The 15,629-nt window shown below is 66.6% G+C and carries 15 protein-coding genes and 1 pseudogene; 5 read left to right on the forward strand and 11 right to left on the reverse strand.

What is annotated here, in order from left to right; genetic code table 11:
* Nucleotides 1–59 precede the first annotated feature (59 nt).
* Entirely contained in the window at nucleotides 60–1,073 is a 1,014-nt protein-coding gene (locus tag GGR25_RS19780) for a zinc-binding alcohol dehydrogenase family protein (protein ID WP_183400588.1), read from the reverse strand.
* Nucleotides 1,074–1,199: 126 nt separating this feature from the next.
* On the opposite strand from GGR25_RS19780, the gene GGR25_RS19785 reads away from it, so the two are divergent.
* On the forward strand, nucleotides 1,200–1,574 hold the full coding sequence (locus GGR25_RS19785; protein ID WP_183400589.1) for a winged helix-turn-helix transcriptional regulator: 375 nt from the start codon (nucleotides 1,200–1,202) through the stop codon (nucleotides 1,572–1,574).
* A 3-nt stretch (nucleotides 1,575–1,577) separates the two neighbouring features.
* Here the strand turns inward: GGR25_RS19785 and GGR25_RS19790 are convergent, their stop codons facing one another.
* The 4 genes from GGR25_RS19790 to GGR25_RS19805 all read right to left on the reverse strand — a co-directional run bounded on the left by GGR25_RS19790 (nucleotide 1,578) and on the right by GGR25_RS19805 (nucleotide 4,520).
* A complete protein-coding gene (locus tag GGR25_RS19790) occupies nucleotides 1,578–2,300 on the reverse strand; it encodes a hemerythrin domain-containing protein (RefSeq protein WP_183400590.1) in 723 nt (240 codons plus the stop codon).
* A 127-nt stretch (nucleotides 2,301–2,427) separates the two neighbouring features.
* Nucleotides 2,428–3,393 (reverse strand): extensin family protein, encoded by a 966-nt coding sequence (locus tag GGR25_RS19795; protein ID WP_183400591.1) that lies wholly within the window; start codon nucleotides 3,391–3,393, stop codon nucleotides 2,428–2,430.
* A gap of 74 nt (nucleotides 3,394–3,467) precedes the next feature.
* Nucleotides 3,468–4,367, reverse strand: a complete 900-nt coding sequence (locus GGR25_RS19800; RefSeq protein ID WP_183400592.1) for a DUF1989 domain-containing protein — start codon at nucleotides 4,365–4,367, stop codon at nucleotides 3,468–3,470.
* 3 nt (nucleotides 4,368–4,370) lie between these two features.
* Nucleotides 4,371–4,520, reverse strand: coding sequence for a ribbon-helix-helix protein, CopG family (locus GGR25_RS19805; protein ID WP_183400593.1), 150 nt, complete (start codon nucleotides 4,518–4,520; stop codon nucleotides 4,371–4,373).
* Between the two features lie 225 nt (nucleotides 4,521–4,745).
* Between GGR25_RS19805 and GGR25_RS19810 the strand changes: the two genes are divergently transcribed.
* The 3 genes from GGR25_RS19810 to GGR25_RS19820 all read left to right on the forward strand — a co-directional run bounded on the left by GGR25_RS19810 (nucleotide 4,746) and on the right by GGR25_RS19820 (nucleotide 7,366).
* Nucleotides 4,746–5,492 carry a GntR family transcriptional regulator gene (locus tag GGR25_RS19810; RefSeq protein WP_183400594.1) on the forward strand — a complete coding sequence of 249 codons (747 nt, stop codon included), beginning with the start codon at nucleotides 4,746–4,748 and terminating at the stop codon, nucleotides 5,490–5,492.
* Complete coding sequence (locus GGR25_RS19815) at nucleotides 5,489–6,145, forward strand: flavin reductase family protein (RefSeq protein WP_183400595.1); 657 nt, start codon at nucleotides 5,489–5,491, stop codon at nucleotides 6,143–6,145. The genes GGR25_RS19810 and GGR25_RS19815 overlap by 4 nt, the downstream gene beginning before the upstream one ends.
* Before the next feature lie 111 nt (nucleotides 6,146–6,256).
* Entirely contained in the window at nucleotides 6,257–7,366 is a 1,110-nt protein-coding gene (locus GGR25_RS19820) for a BMP family ABC transporter substrate-binding protein (protein WP_183400596.1), read from the forward strand.
* Between the two features lie 87 nt (nucleotides 7,367–7,453).
* Here GGR25_RS19820 and GGR25_RS19825 read toward each other — a convergent pair whose 3' ends face one another.
* The 3 genes from GGR25_RS19825 to GGR25_RS19835 all read right to left on the reverse strand — a co-directional run bounded on the left by GGR25_RS19825 (nucleotide 7,454) and on the right by GGR25_RS19835 (nucleotide 9,912).
* Entirely contained in the window at nucleotides 7,454–8,455 is a 1,002-nt protein-coding gene (locus GGR25_RS19825) for a DUF2336 domain-containing protein (protein ID WP_183400597.1), read from the reverse strand.
* Between the two features lie 429 nt (nucleotides 8,456–8,884).
* Complete coding sequence (locus tag GGR25_RS19830; protein WP_183400598.1) at nucleotides 8,885–9,205, reverse strand: AzlD family protein; 321 nt, start codon at nucleotides 9,203–9,205, stop codon at nucleotides 8,885–8,887.
* Entirely contained in the window at nucleotides 9,202–9,912 is a 711-nt protein-coding gene (locus GGR25_RS19835; protein ID WP_183400599.1) for an AzlC family ABC transporter permease, read from the reverse strand. The genes GGR25_RS19830 and GGR25_RS19835 overlap by 4 nt, the downstream gene beginning before the upstream one ends.
* 187 nt (nucleotides 9,913–10,099) lie before the next feature.
* Here GGR25_RS19835 and GGR25_RS19840 point away from each other — a divergent pair, with 187 nt between their 5' ends.
* Complete coding sequence (locus GGR25_RS19840; RefSeq protein ID WP_183400600.1) at nucleotides 10,100–11,101, forward strand: glycosyl transferase family 90; 1,002 nt, start codon at nucleotides 10,100–10,102, stop codon at nucleotides 11,099–11,101.
* Nucleotides 11,102–11,107: 6 nt separating this feature from the next.
* On the opposite strand, the pseudogene metH reads toward GGR25_RS19840, so the two are convergent.
* From metH to GGR25_RS19855, 3 genes and pseudogenes are all read right to left on the reverse strand, one after another.
* Nucleotides 11,108–14,904, reverse strand: a pseudogene (metH, locus tag GGR25_RS19845) (methionine synthase).
* Complete coding sequence (locus GGR25_RS19850) at nucleotides 14,904–15,332, reverse strand: type II toxin-antitoxin system VapC family toxin (RefSeq protein ID WP_246410065.1); 429 nt, start codon at nucleotides 15,330–15,332, stop codon at nucleotides 14,904–14,906. The pseudogene metH and the gene GGR25_RS19850 overlap by 1 nt, the downstream one beginning before the upstream one ends.
* Entirely contained in the window at nucleotides 15,325–15,609 is a 285-nt protein-coding gene (locus GGR25_RS19855; protein WP_183400601.1) for a type II toxin-antitoxin system Phd/YefM family antitoxin, read from the reverse strand. The genes GGR25_RS19850 and GGR25_RS19855 overlap by 8 nt, the downstream gene beginning before the upstream one ends.
* Nucleotides 15,610–15,629 lie beyond the last annotated feature (20 nt).

The raw sequence follows: 15,629 nt of genomic DNA on the forward strand, positions 1-15,629 counted from the left end.
CTTCATTGCCCCGGCCGGACGGAGCGTGACGCCGACGGCTCAGGTCACGCCACGCAGCCTCAGCCCGGCCAGCCGGCGATCACGATCTTGCCGATCGTGCGGCCGCTTTCAACCAGGCGGTGCGCCTCGCGCAGATTGGCGGCGTCGATCGGGGCGAGCGTCTTCGTGAGCGTGGAACGAATGCGGCCTGCATCGACCAGATCGGCCACTTCGTTCAGGAGCTTGTTCTGTTCGCCGAGCGTCGGCGTGCCGAAGATCGGGCGGGTGAACATCGATTCCCAATGGACCGACACGGCCTTGCGCTTGAACGGCACCACGTCGAAAACGCCGGGATCGTCGATGACGCCGATGCGGCCCTCCGGTGCGATGATCTCCGGCAGGACCGACGCATGCCCGGCCGTGCCCGTGAGCGACAGGATGATGTCGACCTCGGGAATGCCGATCGCGGCGAGCTGGGGCGCCAGCGGCTTCGAATGGTCGATCACGTGATGTGCGCCGAGGCCGCGGACCCATTCCGTGCTTTCGGGCCGCGATGCCGTCGCGATGATGGTGAGGCCGGTCAGCGCGCGGGCGAACTGGATTGCCATCGAGCCGACGCCGCCCGCGCCGCCGAAGACGAGCAGGCTGCGCGTGTCGGCGCCTTCGCCCTTCTTCACGCCGATCCGGTCGAACAGCAGCTCATAGGCCGTGATCGAGGTCAGCGGCAGCGCCGCGGCGGCGGTGAAATCGAGGATCTTCGGCTTCATGCCCACGATGCGCTCGTCGACGGTGTGGAACTCGGCATTCGAACCCGGACGAAGGATCGAGCCGGCATAGAAGACGGCATCGCCGACCTTGAACAGGCTGACGGCCGAGCCGACCGCGGCGACCGTTCCCGCCGCGTCGAAGCCGAGAATGCGCGGCGCGGCGGAATCGCCGGCGCGGCGGACCTTGGTGTCGACCGGATTGACCGACACCGCCTCGACCTTCACCAGGAGGTCGTGCGGACCCGGCTCGGGCGTGTCGGTGGTGATGTCGGCGAGCGCGGCGGGATCGTCGGCGGGAAGGGATCGCGTGAAAGCGACAGCGCGCATGAAGGCCTCCGTTTGCGGCAGCCCCGGCACTGCGCCGGGACCCATGCGGCCATTTCAGTGTTATTGACGGACGTCGCAAGAATGCACATTTCGAGCCTATAGCGACCGATTGGATACCAGGGAACGATGCGGGAACTTCTCACGAGCGACGGCAAATGCCCCGTCGAGACGGCACTCGAACTCATCGACGGCAAATGGAAGGGCGTCGCGCTCTACCATCTCCTCGGCGAGACGCTGCGCTTCAACGAACTGCGCCGCCGCATCCCTCAGGTCACGCAGCGCGTGCTGACCAAGCAGCTGCGTGAGCTGGAGCGGGACGGGCTCCTGACCCGCACCGTGTTCGCCGAAGTGCCGCCGCGGGTCGAATACCGGCTGACCGAACTCGGCGAGAGCCTCAAGCCGATCATCCTGGCGCTCCGGCAATGGGGCGCGGAGTATCGCGCCCGCCAGGACAGCCCCCACCAGGAGAGCGGGGACGCGGCGGCAAAGGCCGCCGCCTGAGCCTCAGTTCGCGGAAGCCAGCGCGCTCTCGAGTTTGCGCCAGGCATTCGCCTCGAGGAACGGCTTGACGTTGGTCTCGCAGACCATGGCGAAGATCGGCGCCGGCATCGCAGCCTTCATGCCGCCGAGCATTTCGAGCCGCTCGCCATGGTTCATGGCCGGCATCATCAACCGCAGGAAGCCCATCATGGTCTCCGCGTCGATCGACGAGACGATGCGCTGCTCGATCGCGCGCAGCTCCGCGTCGCCGAAGAGCTGGTGCAGCAGCGACAGCGTCTCGGTCTCCTCCTCCGCCATGTGCTGGAGGTCGTCGGCGATGAACAGCGAGTAGCGCAGATAGAGGCCGCGCAGCAGCCCGGGCAGCTCCGCGGCCGGCGCGGTCTCGATCCGGGCGAGCATGGCGTCGAGCTCGTCGAAGTCGCGCTCGTGCTCCTCGTGCTCTTCGGCCAGCTGTTCGGTCGCGCCGATGACATGCGCCTCGATGACCTGGTGGATATGGATGTTCTCGTGCTCGAGGTGACCGCGGCCGGCGGCGTTCAGCATGCGCATATCGGCGACCAGCGCCGCGACGGCGGCGGTGTCGTCGGCATCGAGCGCGCCGAGGCGGGTCAGGAGCAGCATCTGCGCGCGGCGCAGCGCCTTGTGCGGCATCGTGTAGAGGTTGTAGCGGGACTCGTCGACATAGATCGCGCTGGCGGCGGTATCGACCTTGGCATGAGCGTTCATGGCTTCATCTCCGTGTTTGCCGGCCGCCGCTCTAGAGGAGGCAGCACGGAGCGTCTGTGACCGCCGTCACTGGACGCCCAAAGCGCTTTGAGCTCATAAGACTTCGGCTTTTCCGAAGGAAAAGCCGCTATTCCGCGTAAGAAAGCGGGATCGAGGCCGGTGGGACCAGGCGGAAGGCGGGAGCGGGTGCGCTCGTCTGCGGATAGACCGGCCGCGGATAGCTGGGCGCCGCCTGCGCGGGCTGCGCGACCGCGACGGGCTCGCGGGCGATCACCTGCTGGTTCGGGTTCGGCGCGGTTGCGTCCGGCGTGCCGAGATTGTCGTCCCAGCGATAGGTGAAGGCGCGCTGCTCCATGGTCACCGGCGTCGCCCCGCCCGGCGGCAGGCTCACCATCGGCACGTTGGGATCGAGCGTATCGGGCGGCATCTGCAGCTTCGGCCGGCAATAGCGGGAGGTGCCTGCCGCGTTGTGATGCGCGAGGTCGATATGGATGTGATCCTCGTGCAGCCGGTTCGAGCCCGGTCCGAGGACGGTGGTGAAATACTGGCAGGCCGAGATCAGCGTCTCGCGCAGGAAGGCCTGCTCCGCCGGGTCGCCGCCCCACCAGTCGCCCTTGACGCGGATCGTGGTGCCATTGGCGAGGCGGAAGCCGGCGACGTCGAAGGCGTTGGCGAAGGCGTGCTCGGACAGCTTCTCGCCATGGACATTGTTGCGGGACCGGCAGGAATAGGTGCCCATGGTCAGGATTTCGGTGACCGGCATGCCGAAGCGGCGCATCGCCGCCGGCTGCACCGACTTCTTGATCCAGTTTTCCATCGACCAGGTCATCATGCAGCCGAGCACGACGTCGCCGCCGGTGACCGCGACGACACCGCCCTCGAAGGCATTCACTTTCAGCGGGATCTCGATGCCGCAGGCGCCGCGGCCGTCGATTTCCTTGGCGGGCTTCTGGAAATAGCTCGGCACGACCAGCTTTTCCTGAAAGCAGGCGCGCTCGCTCGCGTCTCGCCAGGTTTCCCGTTCTTCAAAGAAGTTCAGGCCACACCCGGAGAGCGCGAGGAGCGCAACCACCGACAGGATACGCGACGCCACGCTACGCAACATGATCGCTAGAATGCGATCGAACGGCTTAACGAAGCGTCAAGCCTGTTGCGGCGCGCAGCGCGTCAGCCGATCGGCCGCGTCTCCTCCCACCAGGAGAAGACGATGTCGCGGAGCGCCTCGCCGTCGCGATCCCCATATTGCTCGCGCCGGGCGAGCCGGCCGAGCAGCGCCAGTTCCTCGGCGTCGAGGGCAATCTCGATCGCCTCATAGTCGATCGGCGTATTGACGAACTCCGGCCGGTAGTCCGGATCGCGGGCGAGCTTGCGCTCGGTACGGATCGCCTTGACCTTGAAATCCGCCACGGTGCGCTGCGTGCGCCAGGAGCGCAGCGGCGGCACGGCGGCGAAATCCTCGTCACTCGCCGCGAAGATCTGCACCTTCGCCGGCCTGATCGCGAAATTCGACGTGCGCATCACGTCGGCGCCGCAGATGTTCGGCACGGCGAGCACGTCCATCAGCGCCAGCAATTCGACATGATCGCCCGGCTTCGAGACCTGGCGCGTGATGTAGGTGCGGCCGTTCTCGTCGACGCCGGTGCACATGAACAGGTTGAACGAGTCGTGCACGTCGTCCGGCGTCAGGCCATATTCGCGCTGCGCCTCCGCCTGGATGTCCTGGCAGTTGGTGTGCGCGTCATAGCCATAGACGGACTCGTAGAGATTGGCGCTGCAGCGGGGGAACATCACGTCGTTCGCCCCGGCCGTATCGGCGAGGATGTACATCATCGCCCGCTCGCGCGGCGGCGCCGACCAGAGGAAATCGCCCCTGGTCGGATGGATGCCGTGCAGCGTGCGCGTCCGCCCGCAATGGAAGAATTCCTTGTAGTCGTCGAGATTGAAGCAGTTGAAGTCGAGGCACTGCCCGCCCTCGATCTGCTCCAGCCGCAGGATCTGGCCCTTGCGCAGCTCCAGCGCCTTGCCCGTGCCGGGCTCCAGCACGAATTCCTCGATCAGCGTGCGCATGGCTCAGCCCTTCTCCGCGTGGAGTTCGCCATAGCGGCGCAGCGCCAGGCGGATCAGCGCGATCCGGTCCGGCGCAACGCCGGCGGCGACGGTCCTGTCGAGCAGGTCCTTCTGCTGCTGGTTCAGATGGATCGTCACGGTCGTCTCGGCCATCGCATCCCCGTCATGTATACATGATTGAGCCCACCATGCGCTTCGGACCCCCTAGCAGGAGGCCATCGCGCCGGCGCCATGTCGCGCAATATCGCAGATTTCCTGCACTTGACGCGCTCAAACGCTAGGCAGCGCTGCGGCTTCTTTGTGCATCACGCATACTTGTTGGCTGAAATCACGTATACTAGAAATGCCATCGGTGACGTAACACGTCGAAGGACCGATATGGCCAAGCCCTCCACCCGCAGCGATCTCGTCTACACGGTGCTGCGCCGCGCCGTGATCGAGCAGGCGCTGGCGCCCGGCGCCAAGCTGCTGGAGGACGAGATCGGCGCGCATTTCGGCGTGAGCCGGACCGTTGTCCGCGCTGCGCTGCAGAAGCTGGCCGGTGACGGGCTCGTCGAGATGAAGGCGAAGCGCACCGCGACCGTCGCCCGGCCGAGCCTTGAGGAGGCACGCGCCATCTTCGAGGTGCGCCGCTGCCTTGAGCGCGAGGCCATCCGCCTGCTGGTCGAGCGCTGGAAGCCCGAATTCGGCGCCGATCTGGAAGGCCATGTCCGCGACGAGGAGGAGGCCGCCAAGCGTCAGGACAAGGCGCTCTCGATCCGCCTTGCCGGCGAATTCCACATCCGCCTCGCCGCGATGACCGGCAATCCGCTGCTGCTGCGCTACGTCTCCGAGGTCGTCTCGCGCTGCTCGCTGATCCTCGCCCTCTATGGCCGGCCCCATTCTTCCGAATGCGGCATGAACGAGCACCGCGACGTCATCGCCGCGCTGCGGTCCGGCGATGTCGCGCGGGCGGTGCATGTCATGGATCATCACGTCGCGCTGGTCGAGCAGCGCGCGCTCATCGCCGAGGGCGGCGACGAGCCGGATCTCGGCGCCATCATCGGCCGCTATCTGCCGCAGAAGCCGGCCGCCGGCGTCGTTCCCCTCCCCGCCCGGCGCCGCGCCGGCAAGGAGGCGTCATGAGCGTCGCGCATCGCTTCTTCGATCCGGCGTCGCTCACGCGGCGCGATTGCTACAAGCTGCTGATCGGCACGGTGATCCCGCGCCCGATCGCGCTGGTCACGACGGTGAGCGAGACGGGACGCGTCAATGCGGCGCCGTTCTCCTTCTTCAACGTCCTCTCGGATGACCCGCCGATCCTGGCGCTCGGCGTCGAGAACCATGCCGACATGTCGTTCAAGGATACGGCGCGCAACATCCGCATGACCGAGGTCTTCACGGTCAACATCGTCTCGGCCGAGATTCTGGACGCGATGAATGTCTGCGCCGTGCCGTTCGCCCCGGAGATCGACGAACTGGCCGAGGCCGGCCTGACCGCGCTGCCGGGCGTTCACATCGCCGCGCCGCGCATTGCCGAGGCGCCGGCGGCGTTCGAGTGCCATCGCCACACGACGATCGAGGTGGGCCGGGCCCGCGAGATCATTCTCGGGCGGATCGTCGGCATCCATGTGCGCGACGATGCGGTCGATGCGCGCCACCATGTCGATCCCGACCGGATCGACGCGATCGGCCGCATGGGCGGGCATGGCTACGCCTATACGCGGGACCTTTTCGACCTGCCGACCATGAGCGCCGCCGAATGGCGGGCGCGGCAGGACGAACTCCAGACGACCTGACGGCCTTATCCGGTCCGTCCGTTCGGTGCGATCCCCCACCTCGTGAAGGGCGCCTCCCCGCCCCTCGCCGGCGGAAACGATCGCGCATGCCTTCAACAAGAACGAGAGGGAATGAGCATGAACGGAATTTCGAGACGATCACTCATCAAGGGCGCCGCCTTCGGTGCCATCGCCGCCACGACCGGGCTGCCGCTCCGCGCCCGCGCCGCCGACGGCCTCACGATCGGCATCATCTATGTCGGGCCGCGTGACGATTTCGGCTGGAACCAGGCCCATGCGGTCGGCGCGCAGGCGCTGAAGGCGATCCCCGGCGTCACCGTGGTCGAGGAGGAGAACGTCCCCGAGACCTCGGCCGTCTCCAAGACCATGGAATCCATGATCGAGCTCGACGGCGCCAAGCTGCTGTTCCCGACCTCGTTCGGCTATTTCGACCCCTTCATGATCGAGGCGGCGAAGAAATATCCCGATGTCGAGTTTCGTCATCCGACCTCGCTCTGGGATCCGAAGAAGCATCCGATGAATCTCGGCGGCTATTTCTGCTATCTAGACCAAGCGCATTATGTGAACGGCATCGCCGCCGGCCTCTCGACCAAGTCGAACAAGATCGGCTTCATCGCCGCCAAGCCGATCGCGCTGGTGCTGCGCAACGTCAACGCCTTCACCACCGGCGTGCGCAAGGTCAACCCGAATGCCGAGGTTCGGCTGATCATCACCGGCGAATGGTCGCTGCCGGTGCGCGAGGCGGAAGCGGCGAATGCGCTCGCCGATGCCGGCTGCGATATCCTCGCCTGCCATGTCGACAGCCCGAAGGTCATCGTCGAGACGGCCGAGAAGCGCGGCATCAAGAGCTGCGGCCACAATGCCGACCAGTCCAGCCTCGCGCCAAAGGGCTTCATCACCGGCGCCGAGCTGAAATGGGGCACCGTCTACACCGCCTATGCCGACCTGCTCGCCAAGGGCGAGAAGCTGCCGAACGAGAATTATGGCGGCTATGACAAGAACATGGTCCAGAGCACGCCCTTCGGCGCCGGCGCGACGCCGGAGGCCCAGGCGGCCGCGCTCGCCGCGATCGAGGAGCTAAAGGCCGGCAAGCCGTTCTTCATCGGCCCGATCAAGTCGAACACCGGCAAGCTCGTCAGCGAGAAGACGATCGAGCTCTACGATCCGGGCCTGTGGGGTACCGATTATCTGGTCGAGGGCGTGGTCGGCTCGATCACCTGAAGCCTTCGGTTCCGGCATATCGCAAAGCATAACTCCGCGCCCCAAGGCGCGGAGCTCCCTGACCTCCGGGTACCGAAGAGCCGTCGCTCAGGCCGGCCGCGCGCCTCCGACATGGCGGTCGCGCACCATATCGAGCGCGCGCAGCGCTTCCGAAGCCGAGAGGCGCTCATAGAGCCGCGCCAGTTCGGCATTCTGCGTCTGCGGACGGCCGCAACGCTCGGCGCGGATGGCGACGAGGCGCTGGAAGGTCTCGCCCGAGACGCCCGCGGCCTTGCACAGCACGGCGAGCAGCGTCGGATCGGTTCGCGCGATCAGGCGGCTGACCAGTTCCACCGGCAATCCGGCATGACCGGCGAGCAGCATCGCGACTTCGAGCATGCGCTTGTCGGCGGCGACCGCGTCGATGACGCTCGCCAGCGCCGAGTTGGGGGCCGGCCCCTGACGGTCGACGAATTGCAGCACGACGCCGCCGCCTTCGGGCGCCCCGCCCTGCCGGCCTTCGCCCTCGGCGCGCTGGCGGAAGGGGACGACGTTATGCGTGTCGCCCTCGTCGCGGCAGCGGCGGGCGAGCGTCTCGCCGAGCGCGGCATCCGCCGAGGCGTCGCTGACCAGCCGTGCGAGCCCGGCCGCGGAAAGGCGCGCCTGGGCATTCGAGGTGACGACGCGCGACAGCAGCGAGTCGCCCCGCGCCACCAGAATATCCGTGACCGCCTCGCCGAGCGGCTGGCGCGAGGCGAGGCAGAAGAGATGCTCGCGCGGCAGCTCGCGGGCGAGCATCACGAGATCTTCTTCCGCGAGCACGGGCGAATAGCGCAGCACCGGCTCGGCCAGCGCGATCTCGTCGCGGGCAAGGCCCATGACCACGTCATGCGGCGCGGTCGGCAGCTCGGCGAGGCGCGCCGCGAATTCCGACTGCTCGTGATAGGGAATGGTCGGCAGCAGGCGACGGACGATATCGCCATAAAGGGCGGCGATGCCGCCATCGACGCAGTGCCCTGCACTCGCGAACAGATCCGTGATCGTCGCAAGCAACTCGGCGCGGCCGAGCGGAGAGCGGTCCTGTGCCAGCCGGGTCAGTTGGTCGAACATGGCACCTCGTTACACGCCGTTGAGACGAGGCGGAGGATGTCACCCAACCGATAAAAAACGATTGAGCGATGCGCGACGTACAAGCATCGGCATTAGTGAATCGGTCACCATCGGCCCGGGACGTTTCGTCTCCTGGCACCCGCCATGGCGGGCCGTCCGGGGGAGATCATTCCCAGGAACCTTCGAATTGCGAAACGATTAACTCAGGGATGGCCGGAGTGCCGATCCTTCGCTCTTGTCGCGGGGCGGTTTCCCGTTCATCATTGTGTCAGCATCGTGACGTGGAAGAGCAATGGGAGACCCAGATATGAGCCTCGCTCGACCCTTCCAATTCGTCGTCGTCAGTGCGGCGTTCATTTTCGTCGCAGCGATCGTCGTGGGCCTGCTCTGACGGCCGCATGACGGCCCGGCCGGCGAGACCCGCCGGCCTCAGCCCCCGAGCGCGGCGCGCATGGCCGCCACGGCGGCCATGCCGGCGACAGCCGCGAGAATATCGTTCCGCCGCCACAGGAAGACCGCCACCGTCGCGGCGAAGCCGGCATATTCGGCCGGCCCGCCATGCAGCGCGATCGGCGCCAGGATCGAGCCCATGATGGCCAGCGGCAGCGCCTTCAACCACGCCTCGACGCGCGGCGTCACGGACACGAAGCTCATCAGGAAGAAGCCGGCGATCCGCGTCAGATAGGCCGCGACCGCCATCGCCGCGACGATGAGCGCGAAGCCGGCCGTGGTGTTCGGATCGATGCTCATGCCGCGCGCCGCCTCGGCCAGAAGGCGCCGGCGAGGCTCCCTGCAACGCCGCCGCCGAGCACATGCCAGGACCCGCCGACATAGCGATCGAACATGACCGCGACGAGCCCGCCGGCGACGAAGGGCATGACATCGTCCCGGCCCTTCCAGAAATCGCAGGCGAGCGACAGGAAGAAGGCCGGCAGGAAGAAATCGAGGCCGAACCGGCGGGTATCGCCGAGCAGCTGGCCGAAGGCCGAGCCGGCGATCGTCCCGAGCAGCCAGCAGATCATGCTGGCGACGCCCATGCCGACGAAGACCGCGATATCGCGGCGCCCCATGTCGCGCTCGCGCATCGCCACCGCCCAGTTGGGATCGACTAGCAGGAACAGCGAGGCATAGGAGAGCAGCGGCGGCGCGCCGCGCATCCAGGGCTGCAGCGCGGCGCCGAAAAGGATGTAGCGCGAGTTCATCGCGACGACCGCGACGACGGCGGCGAGCAGCGTGCCGCTGCCGCCCCAGGAATGCAGCGCCAGAAGCTGTGCCGTGCCGGCGAAGACGAACACGCTCATGGCGCTCGCGCCGAGCACGGTGAAGCCGACCGAGCCGGCCAGCACGCCGAAGACGACGCCGAAGCCGATCATGCCCGGCAGCAGCGCCATGCCTTCCATGAAGCCGCGGCGGAATCCGTCACGGGTGAAGATGCCTCTCATTCTGTCGGCCGGCATGGGGAAGCCTCGTCGGGCGGGAGCGCGCTGTGCCTAGCCCATTTCGCCGACCCAGGCCAGCCGCCCCGAACGTCGCAGCATCAACAATCCGGTGGTTCTCGGCCCCGCCCTGCCCTATGACGACCGGGCCGCGCGTCCAATGGTGCCGCGGCGGAGTCGGGATCGGGCTTCAAGGGACGGTTTGGAGATGGGCAGCGGCAATCGGATATTCGATCTGGAGCGCAAGCTGCGGCGCGTCGATTTCTATCTCCGCGGCGTGATCCGCGATGCGATCCCGCATGCGCTCTTCGCCGCCCGCCGCCGCAGCCTCTTCGCGCATCTGCGGCCGGCCGACGTCCCGGCCCATATCGTCGCGCGGGTCAACTACTGCAACAAGCTCGGCGCGGATGCGTCCGTCGCCGGCGCGCGGCGGAACGCCGAGATCGCGCTGAAGGATGGCAGCTTCTATTATTACGACCTGAAGCAATATGCGAAGGCCTTCGCCCCCGACCTGCTGCTCGACTATGCCTTCGGCGACATAACCTTCGTTCCGGAACGCCCGGCCATCGTGAAGAGCCGCCCGATCGCGGGCGAGAACACCAATTCCGTCGTGATGAAGCTCGACGCGCTCCGGCATTTCGCGCGCTTTCCCGATCGTCTCGCTTTCGCCGACAAGCCGAAGACCGCCGTCTGGCGCGGGGCGAGCCCCGGGCATTCGGGCATGCGGCGCCGCCTCGTCGAGAAATTCCACGACCATCCGCGCCACGACATCGGCTATGTGCACGCCGTCGATCAGCTTCCCGCGAAGCCGTTCCTGACGCCGCACCAGCAGATGCAGCACCGCTATGTGATCTCGGTCGAGGGCAACGAGGTCGCGACGAACCTCAAATGGATCCTCGCCTCGCAATCGCTCTGCCTGATGCCGCGGCCGATCTTCGAGACCTGGTTCATGGAGGGCACGCTCCAGCCGGGCATCCACTATGTCGAGCTCAGGCCCGATTTCGAGGATCTCGAGGAGAAGATCGCCTATTTCGACCGCAACGAGGACGAGGCGCGCGCGATCATCGCCGCGGCCAACGCCCATGCGGCGCACTACGCCAATCCGCGCCACGAGCGGCTCGCAGCGTTGCTGGTCCTGCAGAAATACTTCGAGCGCACCGGCCAGCTGCCGCCGGAGCCGTTCTCCGACGCGCTCTTCGGCAAGGCTTGAGCCGTCCTATTCGGCGGCCACGGCCCGCAGCGGATCATAATTGAGCACGGGCGCCAGCCAGCGCTCGGCCTCTGCCAGCGTCCAACCCTTGCGCGCGGCATAGTCCGCCGCCTGATCGGCCTCGATCTTGCCGACGCCGAAATAGAAGCTCTCGGGATGGCCGATATAGAGGCCGGAAACCGACGAGCCCGGCCACATGGCGTAGCTCTCGGTCAGCTGGATTCCCGCCGCCCGTTCGGCATCGAGGAGGTCGAACAGCGTCCGCTTCTCGGTATGGTCGGGCTGCGCCGGATAGCCGGGCGCCGGACGGATGCCGGCATAGGTCTCTCGGATCAGATCCGCGTTCGACAGCGTCTCGTCGGCCGCATAGCCCCAGAGCTCGCGTCGCACCCGCTGATGCAGCCGCTCGGCGAAGGCCTCGGCGAGCCGGTCGGCCAGCGCCTGCGACAGGATCTTCGAATAATCGTCATTGGCGCGGTTGAAACGCTCGGCGATGACCTCCTCGCCAATGCCGGTGGTCACGGCGAAGCCGCCGACATAGTCGGCGACGCCGCTGTCGCGCGGCGCGACGAAATCGGAGAGCGCCACGTGGCGCCGCTTCTCTGTCGAGCGGGCGATCTGCTGGCGCAGCGTATGGAGCCGGGCGATCTCGCCCGTTCGCGTATCGTCGGCATAGAGCGCGATGTCGTCGCCGACCGCATTGGCACGCCAGAAGCCGACGACGCCATTGGCCGTCAGCCAGCGCTCCTCGACCATCTTCGCCAGCATCGACTGCGCGTCATTGAACAAAGCCCGCGCCGCCGCGCCCACCTTCTCGTCCTCGAAGAGGATCGGATAGGTGCCCTTGATCTCCCAAGTCGCGAAGAACGGTGTCCAATCGATATAGGGGACGAGCTCGGCGATCGGATAATCGGCGAAAAGGCGCGTGCCGAGGAAGCTCGGCTGCGTGGGTCGGTAAGCGGACCAGTCGAGCTTCAGCGCGTCGGCGCGCGCATCGGCGAGCGACAGGCGCCTCTTCGCCTCCTGCCCGCGCGCATGCGCCTCGGCGATGCGGACATAGTCGGCCTGCACCTCGGCGACATAGGCGCCCTTGTCGCGGCCGAGCAGGCTCGAGGCGACGCCGACCGCGCGGCTCGCATCCAGCACATACACCGCCTGGCCGCGCGCATAGTTCGGATGGATCTTGACGGCCGTGTGCACCTTCGACGTCGTCGCGCCGCCGATCAGCAGCGGCACGTCGAAGCCCTCGCGCTCCATTTCGGCAGCGACATGGCACATCTCGTCCAGCGAGGGCGTGATCAGGCCGGAAAGGCCGATCACATCGACTTTCTGCTCGCGCGCCACGGCGAGGATCTTCGTCGCCGGCACCATGACGCCGAGATCGATCACCTCGAAATTGTTGCACTGGAGCACGACGCCGACGATGTTCTTGCCGATGTCGTGCACGTCGCCCTTGACGGTGGCGAGCAGGATCTTGCCGGCCGAGGACGTGCCGGCATCGCCGAGCCGCGCCTTCTCCGCCTCCATGAACGGCATCAGATAGGCGACCGCCTGCTTCATCACGCGGGCCGACTTCACCACCTGCGGCAGGAACATCTTGCCGGCGCCGAAGAGGTCGCCGACGACATTCATGCCGGCCATCAGCGGGCCCTCGATCACGTCGAGCGGGCGCGTCGAGCGGGCGCGCGCCTCCTCCGTGTCGATCTCGATGAAATCGGTGATGCCGGCGACGAGCGCATGCTCCAGCCGCTTGTCGACCGGCCATTCGCGCCAAGCGAGATCGGCCTCCTTCTTCTGTCCGCCGTCGCCCTTGAACTTCGACGCCGCCTCGAGCAGCCGCTCGGTCGCGTCGGGACGGCGGTTCAGGACCACGTCCTCGCAGAGCTCGCGCAGCTCAGGCTCGATATCGTCATAGACCGGCAGCGCGCCGGCATTGACGATGCCCATGTCCATGCCGACGGCGATCGCATGATAGAGGAAGACGGAGTGCATCGCGGCGCGCACCGTCTCATTGCCGCGGAACGAGAAGGAAAGGTTCGACACGCCGCCCGAGACATGGGCATGCGGCAGGTTCGAGCGGATCCAGCGCGTCGCTTCGATGAAATCGACGCCGTAATTATTGTGTTCCTCGATGCCCGTCGCGACCGCGAAGACGTTCGGATCGAAGATGATGTCCTCGGCCGGATAGCCGATCTCGTCGACGAGGATGCGGTAGGCCCGCGCACAGATCTCCGTCTTGCGCTGGAACGTATCCGCCTGCCCCTTCTCGTCGAAGGCCATCACGACGACGGCCGCGCCGTAGCGGCGCAGCTTCCTGGCCTGCTCGCGGAACGGCCCCTCGCCTTCCTTCATCGAGATCGAATTGACGATCGGCTTGCCCTGCACGCATTTGAGGCCGGCCTCGATCACCGACCATTTCGACGAGTCGATCATGATCGGCACGCGCGCGATGTCCGGCTCGGCGGCGAGCAGGTTCAGGAAGGTGACCATTGCCTTCTCGGAATCGAGCAGGCCCTCATCCATGTTGACGTCGAGGATCTGCGCCCCGTTCGCCACCTGCTCGCGCGCCACGTCGAGCGCGGCGCCATAATCGCCGGCCGTGATCAGCTTGCGGAACTTGGCCGAGCCCGTGACATTGGTGCGCTCGCCGATATTGACGAAGGATGCGGTGGGGGTCGTCATCAACGATCCGATCGGGACAGGCTGTTGCGTGGCGGGTTGGATGGGCTCGGCTTCTACGCCGCGCCCACGAACGGCTCCAGCCCCGAAAGGCGCAGCCGCGGTTCGATCTTCGGGACGGCGCGGGGCGCGACGCCCTTCACCGCTTCGGCGATGGCGTGGATATGGTCCGGCGTCGTGCCGCAGCAGCCGCCGACAATGTTGACGAGGCCGGACTGCGCGAATTCGCCGACCAGTTTCGCCATCGCCGCCGGGCTCTCGTCATATTCGCCGAACTCGTTCGGCAGGCCGGCATTGGGATAGGCGCAGACCAGCGTGTCGGCGACGCGGCCGATCTCGTCGATATGGCCGCGCATCTCCTTCGCGCCGAGCGCGCAGTTGAGGCCGATCGAGAACGGCTTCGCATGGCGGAGCGAATACCAGAACGCCGTCGGCGTCTGGCCGGAGAGCGTGCGGCCCGAAAGATCCGTGATCGTTCCCGAAATCATGACCGGCAGTTCGACGCCTTTCTCCTCGAACACGTCCTCGACGGCGGCGACCGCCGCCTTGGCGTTCAGCGTGTCGAAGATCGTCTCGATCAAGATCGCATCGGCGCCGCCATCGATCAGCCCGCGCGTCGCCTCGGCATAGGCGGTGCGCAACTCGTCGAAGGTGATGGCACGGAAGCCGGGATTGTTGACGTCCGGCGAGATCGAGGCGGTGCGATTGGTCGGGCCGATCGCGCCGGCGACGAAGCGCGGACGCCCCGTCTCGGCCGCGACCTTGTCGGCCGCACGCCGCGCGATGCGGGCGCCTTCATAGTTCAGCTCATAGGCGAGCGCCTCCATGCCGTAATCGGCCTGGGCGATCGTCGTCGAGGAGAAGGTGTTGGTCTCGACGATATCGGCGCCGGCCTCGAAATACTCACGGTGGATCGCCTCGACAGCGTCCGGCTTCGTGAGGATCAGGAGGTCGTTATTGCCCTTCAGGTCCCGCGGCCAGTCCTTGAAGCGCTCGCCGCGGAAATCCGCCTCGGTCAGCTTCAGCCGCTGGATCATCGTGCCCATCGCGCCGTCGAGCACCAGGATGCGCGTCGCCGCGAGACGCTTCAAAGCCTCGGCTCGCTCGTGAACGGTTTGCATCATCAGACCTCCTCGCCGGTCCAGGGATTGACCAGCCGGGCACCGGTGTCGCGCACATCGTCGATATTGCGGGTCACCAGCGTCATCCCATGTACGATCGCCGTCGCGGCGATCAGCGTATCGACGATCGGCCGGGGCCTCTGCGCAGAGAGGCGCCCCCAGAGATCGGCCGTGGCGGCATCGACGGGTAGGATCCGCTCATCGAATTCCCGCTCGATCTCCGACAACCACTGCGTCAGCCGCTCTGCCGCCACGACATCCGTTCGCCGCTTCAGTTCCGCGCCCCGGCGCATCTCGCCGATCGTCAGGACACTGACATGGACCGCCGACATCGGCAGACGACCAAGAAATTCTGCAACGGCCGCATCGGGACGCTTACGCCAGCGTTCCGACACGACATTGGTATCGAGCAGGACCTGACGGCTAGTCAAAGTCTATGTCTCGCGGATAGTCCTTGATCCGCTCGAAATCGAACTCGACGTCGTCATCGAATTTCGGCCCGCTCAGCAGAAACTCCTTGAAGCTTATGCGCGGCTTACCGGCTTCCGGCGCTGTGCTTCCCGCCGCCATCGCACGGTATTCTTCCATCGACAGGACGACCGCGCGCGGCTTGCCGTGGCGGGTGATCGTCTGCGGCCCCTCATGGATGGCGCGCTCGACCAGCTCGCTGAACTTCGCCTTCGCCTCTTGGACTTGCCAATCCGCCATCGCCGCCTCCAGTTCAGATC

Source organism: Kaistia hirudinis (assembly GCF_014196455.1).
Taxonomy (GTDB): Bacteria; Pseudomonadota; Alphaproteobacteria; order Rhizobiales; family Kaistiaceae; genus Kaistia; species Kaistia hirudinis.

Bases quoted from the DNA above. Each gene is read 5' to 3' on its own strand.
- GGR25_RS19780 (WP_183400588.1), bottom strand. From the start codon at position 1,073: ATGCGCGCTGTCGCTTTCACGCGATCCCTTCCCGCCGACGATCCCGCC.
- GGR25_RS19785 (WP_183400589.1), top strand. From the start codon at position 1,200: ATGCGGGAACTTCTCACGAGCGACGGCAAATGCCCCGTCGAGACGGCA.
- GGR25_RS19790 (WP_183400590.1), bottom strand. From the start codon at position 2,300: ATGAACGCTCATGCCAAGGTCGATACCGCCGCCAGCGCGATCTATGTC.
- GGR25_RS19800 (WP_183400592.1), bottom strand. From the start codon at position 4,367: ATGCGCACGCTGATCGAGGAATTCGTGCTGGAGCCCGGCACGGGCAAG.
- GGR25_RS19805 (WP_183400593.1), bottom strand. From the start codon at position 4,520: ATGGCCGAGACGACCGTGACGATCCATCTGAACCAGCAGCAGAAGGAC.
- GGR25_RS19810 (WP_183400594.1), top strand. From the start codon at position 4,746: ATGGCCAAGCCCTCCACCCGCAGCGATCTCGTCTACACGGTGCTGCGC.
- GGR25_RS19815 (WP_183400595.1), top strand. From the start codon at position 5,489: ATGAGCGTCGCGCATCGCTTCTTCGATCCGGCGTCGCTCACGCGGCGC.
- GGR25_RS19820 (WP_183400596.1), top strand. From the start codon at position 6,257: ATGAGCATGAACGGAATTTCGAGACGATCACTCATCAAGGGCGCCGCC.
- GGR25_RS19825 (WP_183400597.1), bottom strand. From the start codon at position 8,455: ATGTTCGACCAACTGACCCGGCTGGCACAGGACCGCTCTCCGCTCGGC.
- GGR25_RS19830 (WP_183400598.1), bottom strand. From the start codon at position 9,205: ATGAGCATCGATCCGAACACCACGGCCGGCTTCGCGCTCATCGTCGCG.
- GGR25_RS19835 (WP_183400599.1), bottom strand. From the start codon at position 9,912: ATGCCGGCCGACAGAATGAGAGGCATCTTCACCCGTGACGGATTCCGC.
- GGR25_RS19840 (WP_183400600.1), top strand. From the start codon at position 10,100: ATGGGCAGCGGCAATCGGATATTCGATCTGGAGCGCAAGCTGCGGCGC.
- GGR25_RS19855 (WP_183400601.1), bottom strand. From the start codon at position 15,609: ATGGCGGATTGGCAAGTCCAAGAGGCGAAGGCGAAGTTCAGCGAGCTG.